Below are 12,648 nucleotides of genomic sequence, written 5' to 3'. Positions count from 1 at the left end.
TTATCATTTATGGGCTAAATACGGGCTAAATAGCAAATAAAAAACCTCAACTACTTAGTAATAAGTTAATTGAGGTTTTATCTTGTGGAGCTGCAGGGATTCGAACCCTGGTCCGAACATGGCCGATGTCGAGCCTTCTACATGTTTATTCGGTCTTGTTTTTCGAGATTGAGAAGCCGTCCGACATACCAAATTCAATCCTTATTTCCTCCGATACTATTTAATGGTAAGAAAACCGCCATTAAACGCCTCTACGTGTCGACACCTCTGATTCCCCCGCGGCAGAGGTTAGCAGGAGAGAGATGTGGCGAATGGTTAATCTATACTAGATTAAGCAGCCATGGCATACTGAGTATTGCCTCTTGTTGTTTAGAAGAATTTTTAAATGGAGGTTCTACCAACTCCATACATGCTTATACTCGCATGAGCTTCACGCCGTCAAAACCAGTCAGCCCCATTGCGTTGCAACCTATTAACGATAAAACGCTTTTAAAGTTCCCACTTATAAAGAAATTATTAAATAGTGGGCTAATATTCCTAAAAGGATAATAGGAGTGATGCTCACAATTGTACCTATTAGTACATATTCCATTTACTTGGTTTCGGTGTCTTTGAATTGTAAGGATAGCCTTATTCATACTGCTGATGTATTTTCTGAATAATTTGTACAGCTATTTGAGGATTCCTTTTTCATTTAGGGCACTGCTTTAGGACTAGTTGTGTTGAAATGTTTATTTTTATAATTCTCTACAATCATTAAACATTCTTAAAGATTAAAACCCAATTCAACCATGAATCTATCAATATTCAATACTCCAGAAGAAATGGGAGTATCAGCTGGAAAAAGAGCCGCAGAAATCCTTAGAAATACAATTGCCGAACGGGGTGAAGCAAATATTATCCTGGCAACTGGTGCAAGTCAGTTTGATGTGCTTAAGCAAGTACTTTCAGAAAAAGATATTGCTTGGGATAAAGTAACCATGTTCCATCTTGATGAATATTTAGGTTTGCCACTTTCACACCCAGCAAGTTTTAGAAAGTACCTTTTAGATAGAGTTATTAATGTGATTAAACCAAGCTTTAAAAAAGTAGTATTAATTGATGGAGAAGTGGATGGTGAAAAAGAATGTCAGCGACTTGGTGAATTAATTGAACAACATCCTATTGATTTAGCATTCGTAGGCTTTGGTGAAAATGGACATTTGGCCTTTAATGATCCCCCAGCTGACTTTGAGACAGAAGAGTCTTACATCGTTGTCGATTTGGACGATGCTTGTCGTCAGCAGCAGTTTGGCGAAGGTTGGTTTGAAAGCTTTGATGCTGTGCCAAAACAAGCAATTAGTATGTCTATTAAGCAAATAATGAAAACGAAGCATCTAATTTGTTCCGTTCCTGATACTAGAAAAGCAGAAGCAGTTAAAGATTGCTTGAATGGAGAAGTTAGTAATCTTCATCCCGCTAGCATTTTACTCACTCACGCTAATTGTGAGTATTTCTTAGATAAGAATGCTGCGAGTCTTTTGCCTGAAAGTATTTTAGCAAAATCAAAAATAGCATAGCATGTCGTCAAGAATAAAAATAGTTAACGGCAAAGTAATCACGCCAGAAGCAATTTTAGAACAAGCATCTGTTCTTGTTTCTGATGGTAAAATAATTGGAATAGAACAGGGCAATCCAGAATTTCCAGAGGCCATGGAAATTGATGCCAAAGGCCAATACATTTCTCCTGGATTTATTGATATACACGTCCATGGTGGCGGTGGCAGTGACTTTATGGATGGTACGCCAGAAGCCTTTTTAACTGTTGCCGAAACCCATGCCAGATTTGGCACAACAGCCATGTTCCCAACTACCTTGACTGCTGAGCCAGAAGACTTGGAAGCTACTTTAAATTCATTTGAAAAAGCGAAGGAGCAAAACAAGAAAGGAGCATCTCTATTGGGAATCCATTTAGAAGGGCCATATTTCGCTATGAGTCAAAGGGGAGCTCAAGACCCACGATTTATCCGAAATCCTGATGAAAAAGAGTACAAAGAACTTATTGCAAACTATAAGAGTATCAAAAGATGGAGTGCTGCTCCTGAATTACCTGGTGCAATGGAGTTTGGGAAATACTTGACAGAAAACAATATTCTTGCGGCTATAGCACATACAGATGCCATTTATGAAGAAGCTGAAGAAGCATTTCATAATGGTTATACGTTGGCAACTCACTTTTATTCTGCCATGCTTGGGGTTACACGTCGTAATACATACCGCTATGCTGGTGTGGTAGAAGCTGGATACCTAATAGATGATATGGATGTGGAGATTATTGCTGATGGCTCACATTTACCGGCTCCACTACTTAAGCTTATTTACAAGATTAAAGGCCCAAAAAGAACAGCACTTATAACAGACAGTATGCGTGCTGCAGCTATGCCTGAGGGTAATTCTTTACTAGGCGGTTACAAAAACGGTGTCGAAGTTCTGGTAGAGGAAGGCGTGGCCAAAATGCCCGATAGAAGTTCATTTGCAGGTAGTGTGTCTACGTTTGATAGATTGGTAAGAACAATGCTCAACATGGCTGAAGTACCTATGCTGGAAACCATAGAAATGGCAAGCCTTACCCCAGCAAGAATTATGAAAGTTAATGCTCAAAAAGGCTCTTTAGAAGTTGGTAAAGATGCCGATATTCTAATTTTTGATGAAGAAATTAATATCAAAATGACCATGGTAGAAGGAAGCGTGGTTTATAGTTTATAAACCAACTTCTTTCAAACTAACCGCTGCTCCTCCTTTTTTCTTGCTTTCGTCTGCCGCCATCATGAATGCACACATTTCAAGTGTCTCATTTTTGTCTACAGGAGATATTCCAGTTTCGAAGAAATTAATAATTTCTATTAAAAGTGGGTCATAACCGTTATACGGCCCAAGTGGGCTTATGCCAGTTTCGCCAAAGGCGGTACCACCATAACTTTGTTTCCCTTTTTTTATGCCTCTAAATGTACCTATACGGCCATCTTTCCAGATTCCGGTAACTACTTCTTGGTCTTCGCCAATGGTTCTTTGTACGCTTTTACAGCCAGTTCCCATGACCGTAAATAGCATTTCTACCCCATGTATTCCATACCAAAATAAGTCTGGGTGAGTCTTCTCAAACTTCATTGGACTAAAGGTATCTGCTCCAGAAATCTTACCAATTGACCCATTTTTTATTTCCATCATTCCTGTGGCAAACCTTAATGATGATGCCGAAAAAGTAGGAACACCATATTTGTCAGCAGCCTTAAAAATTGCCTGTGCATCTTTTAATGATGCCGCAATTGGTTTGTCAATAAATGTTCTTTTTCCACTTTTGAATACTTCTACAGCTTGCTCCAAGTGCCTTCTTCCATCGTTTGTTTCTAACAAAACTACGTCGACTTTTTTCAATAGTTCGCTTATTGAGCTTACAATTTCAACGCCCATTTTCTTGACATCTTCTATGTAGCCAGGGATTCTTTCTGTGCTAGAAACTATATCCAAACTACCTTGTGGATAGGCCGCAACCACTTTATAGCCCTTAAAAGCTGTATCTCCTCTATGTAGTGATTTGGTAAACGCCACCGAATGAGAAGTGTCAAGACCAATAATTCCGACACGCTTACTCTTCATACTAGTATTGGCCTTTTTTACAAATGATAAGCCAACACTTGCAGCTAAAACAGGTGCAAAAAAATCACGTCTTGTAAGTTTATTCATTTTGAAATTTTCCATGTTCTAAATTGATGCCCTTTTATAGCGTAAAAAACTAAGTAAAGATAAGCAGGGAAGAGTACCCAATAGGCTGACTTCACATCATAAATATCAGCGAAATGCCCGTAAACCAGTGGCATAATAGCATTTCCGCAAAGCATCATTATTAAAATTGACGAGCCAAGTTTGGTGAATTTACCTAAACCATCTAATGCTAGTGGCCAAATACCTGCCCAAATTAAAGAATTGGCTAAGCCCATTAAAACCAAAAACCAGATAGATATATCAGCGTTCATTCCTAAAAAACTAACCTCACCATGAGTAAAAATCACTAAAAGCGTTAAAATCAAGCCTAATACAGTACAAAACCTAAGTGCAGTAACTTGAGATATAATTTTGGGCATTAATACTATTCCTAAAAGGTAACCACATATAGTGGTAGCCAGGGTATAAGATGGAAACACTTTGGCCTCCATTAATTGAATGTTCATGGACGCTGCATAACCAATAATAGTGTCTATTGCGATTACTTGTGTACCCACGTGCATGAAAATTGCGACCGCTCCAAGTATCAAATGCGGGAATTGGAAAATACTTGTTTTAGCCGTTTTGTTATCATTAGGTTCATCTGTGTCTCCATCGGTGTCAATCTCCGGTAAAGGTGAAAAACGAATACCCAAACCCAGTAAAAAGAGCACAATTCCCACTATCAAATAAGGCGTAACTACACGTTGAATGAGTTCGTCTAATGCCGTAGCTTTATCTATCTCATTCATGCTCGCCAAATTTTGAAATAGGTCGCTATCGGTTGCTCTTAAAACTACAGCAGCAAAGATTAAAGGTGCAAGTATACCTGCTGCTTTATTACAAATCCCCATAATACTAATTCGCTGAGCAGCTCGTTCTTTTGGACCTAAAATAGTGATATAAGGGTTTGCGGCAGTTTGTAAAATGGCCAAACCGGCACCAAGGGTAAATAAACCAATCAAAAAGATATAATAAGTACGACTATAAGCGGCAGGAATAAAGATGAATGCTCCTATCGACATGATCCAAAAACCGAGCATTATCCCTTTTTTAAACCCGACTCTTTGTAATAAAAAAGAAGCGGGAACTGAGATTAAGAAATAAGAGATATAAAATGCAAATGCTACAAGGTATGCCTGAAAATTAGTGAGTTCGCAAGCTATTTTAAAATAGGGAATCAAAATAGCATTAATCCAAGAAACAAATCCAAATATGAAAAACATTACTGCGACTATTGCAATAGATATACGGGTTTCGTTTTTGCTCAAAGAGCTTACTGCAACGGCTTCAGGCATTTATTAAGATTTACATGGTTAAATAATAAGTTTAAATATAGCCTAAAATGTTTAGTTTATTATCGGATATTCTTTAGCTATCCTGCTTTAACAGTTAATTAAGGCAGTATTTAATTTTAGACTTCTCTTTTTCAAAGAGAGAAAAAGTTTCTATGAAGAGGGGATTTAGGACTAATTATAGGATGAAGTTCGAATCTCAATTATTTAGTAAGTCAATTGAGGATTTACTCTGTGGATTATATGGTAAAATGCTTATAAAGAAATAATTAAATAGTGAGCTAATATTCCTAAAAGAATGGTAGGAGTGATGCTCATTAATGTACCTATGAGTACATATTCCATTTGTTTAGTTTCGGTGTCTTTAAACCTCAAAATGGCCTTTGTCGCTATCAAGAAGCCCATTGCCGAAAACTGATTGGTTAATATAAAAGTCAAAATAAGCACACGTTCAAAAACACCAATCCATAATCCTGCTTTCTGCAAAGATTCTTGTCTATCGGGGTCTAATTGCGACCGCCATCTGTCTGTGAAAATATTGATAACCACACTTAACGGAAAAGTGATGACGCCATAGGCAAAAACAAGAATCCAAGTTTGTGGTGTATCTACCAGCCAAATAGTAGATTCTTTTAGCCAATGCCAGCCATCAATTAATAATAGCCAGGTTATAAGGAGAATTAAGGTATGCAGTGCTTGGTCAATAATGAATAGGACAAACCTGTTCATTTTGAGGTAGATTTTACCAAGGTCTATGAGGTAGTGCGTTACACCTATAAATAGAGCGGCCCAAAAGCTTCCAGAAAAGAGCAAAGCAGCTAAGAATGTGATTAGAATATGTAAATAGAGCTTTTTAGAGCGTATTTTGTTGATTTCTTTGTCTTTACTCCATGAGCTGAACTGCAAGAAATAGTCAGACACCATGTGGGCTGTAAACAGTTTTAGCAATAGACTTATTTCTGAATTCGTGAGACTCATAAAGTTTGATTAAAATGACTTACAATGTTTTCAATCAAATTCCAACCAGAGTTTTTTATACGTCGGTTTACCGAGGACTGGCGAATACCTATTTCTTCAGCTATTTCTTGCTGCGTATTATCCAGCAATAGCCAGTAATGCACCTCTATTTGGTTTAGCGTATTCGTCTTTTCCAAATAGTCTAAAGTGGCAGAATGAAGCTTCCATTCAGCATTTTTGGTATCATCAGATGTATGAATGCTAATGAGTGTCTTTTCCTCTTTCATGGCATCTAAACCCTGTCCAGATAGCCAAAAAGCAGGTCCATCAGAATTTGAGAGGCGTTCTTCTAAAATGTTAACTTCTCCTATGCCTATAGAAATTCTGACAGAAAAACCAGTTTTCAACTTTAAAAGGTACTTGATTTTTAAAGCCTCCGTGAGTCCATCGGTTTCTAACATTACTTGAAAAGAGTCGCCACGTATAAAGAAATCATATTGCCCTTTGGAGCTTTGGGCAAGGCTTTCCAGAATAGCGGCTATAGCCTTCCTTTCAGCATTGCTGAGCTTTGTAGAATCTATAATGTCGCCTGTTAAAACCTGCATTTATTTAAATTATGTACAAATATATACATAATTATCAATTATGCACTCCTGTGTGCATATTTATGATTTATGCACTCTCGTATGCATATTTTGAATTTATACAATTGAAAGTGCATAATTGCCACATATTACGCTTTAAGGGGCAAGTGAATTTCCGCCAACATACACCTCGCCGAGCCACCACCAAGGGTTTCTATTAGGCCTAATTCTGCTCTTAAAATAGAAGTACTTTCTTCTAAAAATGCAATTTGACTCTTATTTAAACTTTGATATGCTCTTTCGGACATTACCAAAATACGTTCTCCGTCTATGTTTTCCACCTGCAGCATATTTCCAGCAAATTCATTCATTTGTGTCAGACTGATTTCTAAAGGTTCTTTTCCGCTTTCTTTGAGCTTGTTCAGAACATGATTTCTCTGTGTGACATCTCTTATGCTTTCAGCACAAATTACAGAGAAATCGGCTCCTATATTCATCATAACATTGGTATGGTAAATAGAAACCCCAGCATCATCAAGTGCATCAAAAGTCACTATTTCATAGTCCGGAAAATGCGTAGCCCAGTCCTTAATTACCATTTCATGCGTTCTGCTAGAAAGGCAAGCATAAGTTACTTTTTTAGACCTATCTAAAACCAAACTACCCGTGCCTTCTAAGTAATGTCCATTATTTTCATGCTTCTCTAAGTGGTTGATACTTTCGATATGGAAATTATTTTTAAGCAAATTGAGAAACTTTACTTCTCGCTCAACTCTTCTGTTTTTAGCTTCCATAGGGTAGAGGAATACTCTGCCATCGGAATGGAAGGAGACCCAGTTATTTGGAAAAATACTGTCTGGGGTACGCGGTTCGGGAGTATCGTCTATTACCGTAACATTAACTTTAGCCTTTCTTAGCTTTGCCACAAATTCATCAAAGTGCTTTAAAGCATCTTCTTGCGGATGCTGATTTGGCTCCGCCTCGTGCATAAATGCATTACTCTCCGCTGTTTGTTCGTTAAAACCGAAGCAAACAGGACGCACCATCATTAGGTGAGAACAACATTGTTTTCCCATCAAACAGAAGCTCTTAAGATAGGTAAACTCATACAATGTGAGCCACCTCTGGCTCTTGAAAGTTCTGCCGAAGGCAAAAGAATAATGGTGTTTTCTAATGTTTCGGGAGATTTGATATTCTTCTCAAAGTCTAATAATAGGTCTTTGACATTTACCACTTCAAAACCAGCATTTTCAAAAGCTTCCGAAGTCTTATTGTTTCTATCGTAGCCTACTGCCACACCTTCTTTTAAAACTAAAAGATTACATGAATCAGTCCATTGCTCACGAGCTCCATAGGGAAATACATTGTTTCCAGAATAAACAAATTTGACTGGTTCTTTACATTTTAGGTCAACCTCCGAGATATCGATTAGTAAGTCTTCTAAGTTTTCAAATGACCTTGACTTCTCTAAGCCATTTTCCACATAAAACTGCTTAATCATCAGTTCTTCAGCCTTATTTCTTTGACCCAACTCTTCCCAAATTAAATCTCTTTTATGTTTTTCCGCCGCACGGCCAATGGAAGCTAAAAGCACCCACACATTCTTTTTGATTTGTGTAAAAACAGTGTCAATGTGCATATAATCACGTTTGGCAGGTATTTTTACCAAAGTCACTTTAGTCAAAACTTTTTTGTCAAAAAGCTTACGCATGACCTGTCTGGCAGCTTCTACACTTGTTCGCTCACTAATTCCTATTAATAGATGATTTGGAGCCACCATCATCACATCGCCACCTTCTAGCGTCTCTTCTTTGTCACCTTGCTCATTTTCTGGCATCAGAAACTGCTCATCATTTTCTTCTATTTCAACTAGCTTGCTTCTTAAATCTTTGAACATAGCATGATTGAAGAAAACATACTTTGCTAATAACGATTCTCTTCTTCTTGCCAGTTTTGCTGGTTTATTAAGTAGAAAGTGGTCATTAATCATTATGCCAATATCTCTAGTAAAAATAAGGTTGGGAATAGGGGAGAAGTACATATCTCCAGTACTCGTCATTCCTGTAATTAACAGTCGGGTTAGCTCTAGGTCAGAAAAGGAAAGAAATAGCTCCATTTCTCTGAATGAGCACTCCTCTATAGCACAAACTGCGGCTAAAAGCTGACTTTTGATAGCGATATTCGCCAAAACTTCTTTTAAAAGTACTTCAAACTCTATGACTTTGTCAGACTTAAAATAGTCTTTATGCCCAGGAATAAAGAAACCTCTATCGGCAGCATTGTCAATGCTGTTTAGCTTGCCTTTTATCTTATCTGTATCTAAAAAGTAGAGTAAAAGTTTCACATAGTAATCATACTCATCTTTACGCATTGTTTCTAGATGTACAATGTCCTCAAAAAGCCAATCTTGAGCTTTAGAAGGTACTACTTTGCCCAAACCGCTGTCTGGGCTGTGAATGATGAGTTTTTGTAAGGAAGCCACCTCACTATTTACTTGAAAGTCCATTTTGTTGATTTTAGTATGTAATACACAATTTTAACTAGCGAAGTCAAAAGTGCATTACATAAAACCAAAGTTAGCAATGTAATAGAGTATCAAACTCTTAATTTTTAAAAAAAAGGACGTCATAATTGATGAAGATTTCGTTACAAGAAACCAATGGATTCAAAGTTAATAATAAGTTTCTAATGATTAATTACATTTTCTCGAACGGATTTTCCTGAATCTAGGTTTATAAGGTGAAATATGATATTGCAAAGAAAAAAGCTATCTTTGCAGCCCAATTTAAGACCAAATAATTGTTTAGAATGCTGAAAATCAGTAACTTACACGCTAGTATTGAAGATAAAGAGATTTTAAGAGGTATAAACCTTGAGGTTAAACCAGGCGAAGTGCACGCTATCATGGGTCCCAATGGCTCAGGAAAAAGCACGCTTGCATCTGTTTTAGCTGGTAGAGAGGATTATGAAGTCACAGAAGGTTCTGTGGAGTTCATGAATAAAGACCTACTTGATTTAGCTCCTGAAGAAAGAGCGGCAGAAGGTATCTTCTTGGCGTTCCAATACCCAGTAGAGATTCCAGGTGTTACTACCATCAACTTCTTAAAAACAGCCATAAATCAAATCAAGAAATATAGAGGGGAAGAGCCAATGAACGCGGCTACCTTTTTGAAATTGATGAAAGAGAAGGCTAAATTGGTTAAGATTGACGACCAATTACTTAGACGTTCTCTTAACGAAGGTTTTTCTGGAGGAGAAAAGAAAAGGAACGAAATATTCCAAATGGCTATGTTAGAGCCTGTTTTGGGTCTTTTAGATGAAACAGATTCTGGTTTAGATATTGACGCCCTTAGAATTGTAGCTGATGGAGTAAATCAGTTGAAAAACAAGAACCGTTCATTTGTGGTTATTACCCACTATCAGCGTTTGCTTGATTATATTGTACCTGATTACGTACACGTATTATACAAGGGTAGAATAGTGAAGTCTGGAACTAAAGAGTTAGCTCTAGAATTAGAAGAAAAAGGGTACGATTGGATTACTGAGTCTATTGACGCCAACGAAACAGTAGCATAAATTATCAAAGAGTTTCCGAATGTCTGAAAATAACTTACAAAGTCAGTTAACAGAAGTATATAATGATTTGCAGTCCTCTTTAAATGGGAGTGCGTCAGAAGCATATAATCAAAGGCGTATTACCGCTATTGATAGCTTCAATAAATTAGGGTTTCCTACTACTAAACACGAGGAATGGAAATATTCCAATGTGAAAAACTTGGTCAAAGGAACCTATAACTTAAAGGCAAAGAAAAGCCTGCAATCTGAAGATTTGAAAAGCCTTGAGATACCTGGTTTAAAAGGTATTATACTATATTTTGTGAATGGTTACTTTCAGAAAGAACTTTCAGATTTAAGTTTGGCCGAAGGCAAAATTTCAGTAGAAACTTTTCAAGAGGCTCAAGCCAATAATCCTGAGATTCTTAATAAGCACTTCTCAAAATATTCAAAGGATAATGAAGAAGCTTTCACTGCTATAAACACTGCTTTAGCTAATGATGGCGTGGTGGTAAATGTAGAAGCTAATGCTACTATAGAACATCCAATTATTTTAAGAATGATTACGGATGTTACACAAGAAAATGTGGGTAGCAATATCAGAAACTTGGTAGTAGTAGGAGAAAACGCTGAAGTTAAGATTGCTGAAGTTTTTAGAACTTTAGGTGAGCACTCTTCTTTTGTCAATGCTGTAACAGAAATAGTGGTAGCAAAATCTGCAAGAGCAGATTACTATAAGATTCAAGATGACAATGATGCATCTTATCATGTAGGAACTACCAATGTTTACCAAGAAGATAAAAGTTATTTCTATGCCGCTACCATTACTTTAAATGGTGGTTTTACTAGAAATAATTTAAACCTTGATTTAAACGGAGAGTATTTAGAAAGCTTCATGTATGGTCTTTATATTCCAAATGAGAAGCAGCACGTTGATAATCATACCGTAGCAGACCACAGAAAACCTAATTCAGTTTCAAACGAGCTTTATAAAGGTGTTTTGATGGATAAATCTACAGGGGTTTTTAATGGTAAAATCTTTGTAAGACAAGAAGCTCAGCAAACCAACGCATATCAAAACTGCAGAAACGTCATAACTTCTGACAGTGCTACCATGAATACCAAGCCTCAATTAGAAATTTGGGCTGACGATGTAAAATGTTCTCACGGAGCTACCACGGGTATGCTTAATGATGAAGCTATTTTTTACATGCAGTCTAGGGGTATTCCTAAAGAAGAAGCTATTAAAATGCAGCTTTTAGCTTTTGCTGATGATGTAGTTTCACAAATTAAAATTGAAACAATCAAAGAATACCTAACAGAGATTATTCACGAGAAATTAGGCTAATTAAAGCATCAATTGGTAAAAAACGCAGTCTAACCATTCTCCGTTTTTAAAGCCAATCTCTTTGAAAGTTCCTACTTCTCGGAATCCAAATCTTATGTGAAAGTCAATACTTCCTTGATTACGAGTGTCAATACCGGCCGTCATACTATGATGGCCGTCTTTTTTTGCCCTTTCTATTAAAGTGGTCATCAGTTTCTTACCAAATCCCTTTCCTTGTAAATTAGGATAAAGGTAAACTCCGTGTTCCAAACTGTGTTTATAACCAGAACGGGCTCTAAATTGACCATAAGTGGCATAACCTACTACTTTTCCATCATCTTCTGCCACAAAAATGGGATAAGCGTTTTTCTCTTTTTCAAGAAAGAAATCCTCAAAGAAAGCCATGTCTTTAGGCTCATTATCGTAATTATATGAGCTATTGATGATGTAATGATTCCAGATTTCTGAAATAGGAATTAAGTCTTGTTGAGTAGCCTCTCTAATCATTTTTTTAATAGATGTCTAATGCTTACTAAATGGGAAAATAATACTGTTGGAACTATAAAACATGGTAGCCATATGAAAGGGAAAAGTAAAACACCCTTATTTGGGATATGAAAAGACATCGTTTGAAATGGACCTTCTACTGATAAGATAGCCATCACCACAATGTTAAGGAGCAAGAATAGACAAAGGACATTCCATAAAAGGAGTCTGTTTTTATCAATTATAGGTTTCCTTATCCCGTAAAATATAATCAATGGGACCGTTAAGCCCGCTATAATGTCATAATTACGCCCTTCGAAGGTCATTATTTGCGGAATGAGTGAAGAAGCGAAAAGCATCCATAAAACTATTTCAACAGGAACTCTAACGGTATGAATCCAGTATAGGGATTCTGGGTCTAGTTTATCCATAAACTTTTTACCCTTGGCAGAAAGGAATATATAGGCAATTAAGATAAGTGCGGGAATAAGTGCTAAACCAAATTTAGGAGGTAAGGAGGTGGTATCTTGATAGAATCCGGAACTTGCTAAATAGCCCTGTAAACCCAGCCATGCATATAAAATGACTAGAGTAGTTTGACTTGGTTTAAACGCACGTTTAAAAAGCCAAATAGTGGTTAAAGTGGTTAGTATAAAAAGTATACTGATATATTGAGGTATTTCTGGGCTCATATTCTTAAAGT

The 12,648-nt window shown here is 36.9% G+C and carries 12 protein-coding genes and 1 other RNA gene; 4 read left to right on the top strand and 9 right to left on the bottom strand.

Annotation, left to right across the window (positions count from 1 at the left end):
- Positions 1–82 precede the first annotated feature (82 nt).
- Positions 83–456: a transfer-messenger RNA gene (ssrA, locus tag AC0L6O_RS12745) on the bottom strand.
- Positions 457–791: 335 nt separating this feature from the next.
- On the opposite strand from ssrA, the gene AC0L6O_RS12740 reads away from it, so the two are divergent.
- A complete protein-coding gene (locus tag AC0L6O_RS12740) occupies positions 792–1,559 on the top strand; it encodes a glucosamine-6-phosphate deaminase (protein WP_473302836.1) in 768 nt (255 codons plus the stop codon).
- A gap of 1 nt (position 1,560) precedes the next feature.
- Positions 1,561–2,745, top strand: a complete 1,185-nt coding sequence (gene nagA, locus AC0L6O_RS12735; RefSeq protein ID WP_473302835.1) for an N-acetylglucosamine-6-phosphate deacetylase — start codon at positions 1,561–1,563, stop codon at positions 2,743–2,745.
- Here the strand turns inward: nagA and AC0L6O_RS12730 are convergent.
- The 6 genes from AC0L6O_RS12730 to AC0L6O_RS12705 all read right to left on the bottom strand — a co-directional run bounded on the left by AC0L6O_RS12730 (position 2,740) and on the right by AC0L6O_RS12705 (position 9,083).
- Positions 2,740–3,723 carry a Gfo/Idh/MocA family protein gene (locus tag AC0L6O_RS12730; RefSeq protein WP_473302834.1) on the bottom strand — a complete coding sequence of 328 codons (984 nt, stop codon included), beginning with the start codon at positions 3,721–3,723 and terminating at the stop codon, positions 2,740–2,742. The two genes, nagA and AC0L6O_RS12730, sit on opposite strands and share 6 nt — an antisense overlap.
- Positions 3,720–5,039 (bottom strand): sugar MFS transporter, encoded by a 1,320-nt coding sequence (locus AC0L6O_RS12725; protein ID WP_473302833.1) that lies wholly within the window; start codon positions 5,037–5,039, stop codon positions 3,720–3,722. The genes AC0L6O_RS12730 and AC0L6O_RS12725 overlap by 4 nt, the downstream gene beginning before the upstream one ends.
- Positions 5,040–5,291: 252 nt before the next feature.
- Positions 5,292–6,014 (bottom strand): DUF3307 domain-containing protein, encoded by a 723-nt coding sequence (locus AC0L6O_RS12720; protein WP_473302832.1) that lies wholly within the window; start codon positions 6,012–6,014, stop codon positions 5,292–5,294.
- Entirely contained in the window at positions 6,011–6,598 is a 588-nt protein-coding gene (locus tag AC0L6O_RS12715; RefSeq protein ID WP_473302830.1) for a SatD family protein, read from the bottom strand. Before AC0L6O_RS12715 ends, AC0L6O_RS12720 begins: the two co-directional genes overlap by 4 nt.
- A 128-nt stretch (positions 6,599–6,726) precedes the next feature.
- Positions 6,727–7,653 (bottom strand): citrulline utilization hydrolase CtlX, encoded by a 927-nt coding sequence (gene ctlX, locus AC0L6O_RS12710; RefSeq protein ID WP_473302829.1) that lies wholly within the window; start codon positions 7,651–7,653, stop codon positions 6,727–6,729.
- Positions 7,653–9,083, bottom strand: a complete 1,431-nt coding sequence (locus AC0L6O_RS12705) for an arginine deiminase family protein (RefSeq protein WP_473302828.1) — start codon at positions 9,081–9,083, stop codon at positions 7,653–7,655. Before AC0L6O_RS12705 ends, ctlX begins: the two co-directional genes overlap by 1 nt.
- A 302-nt stretch (positions 9,084–9,385) precedes the next feature.
- Here AC0L6O_RS12705 and sufC point away from each other — a divergent pair, with 302 nt between their 5' ends.
- A complete protein-coding gene (gene sufC, locus AC0L6O_RS12700; RefSeq protein ID WP_473302826.1) occupies positions 9,386–10,153 on the top strand; it encodes a Fe-S cluster assembly ATPase SufC in 768 nt (255 codons plus the stop codon).
- A gap of 19 nt (positions 10,154–10,172) precedes the next feature.
- On the top strand, positions 10,173–11,480 hold the full coding sequence (gene sufD / locus AC0L6O_RS12695) for a Fe-S cluster assembly protein SufD (RefSeq protein WP_473302825.1): 1,308 nt from the start codon (positions 10,173–10,175) through the stop codon (positions 11,478–11,480).
- On the opposite strand, the gene AC0L6O_RS12690 is transcribed toward sufD, so the two are convergent.
- Both AC0L6O_RS12690 and AC0L6O_RS12685 read right to left on the bottom strand, forming a co-directional pair.
- Entirely contained in the window at positions 11,481–11,966 is a 486-nt protein-coding gene (locus AC0L6O_RS12690) for a GNAT family N-acetyltransferase (protein WP_473302824.1), read from the bottom strand.
- A complete protein-coding gene (locus AC0L6O_RS12685; RefSeq protein WP_473302822.1) occupies positions 11,963–12,637 on the bottom strand; it encodes a hypothetical protein in 675 nt (224 codons plus the stop codon). The genes AC0L6O_RS12690 and AC0L6O_RS12685 overlap by 4 nt, the downstream gene beginning before the upstream one ends.
- Between the last annotated feature and the right edge of the window lie 11 nt (positions 12,638–12,648).

The organism is Arcticibacterium sp. GJ41-1 (assembly GCF_055808875.1).
The sequence above is the reverse complement of the archived record's forward strand: the minus strand, read 5'-3'. Positions and strand labels throughout refer to the sequence as shown.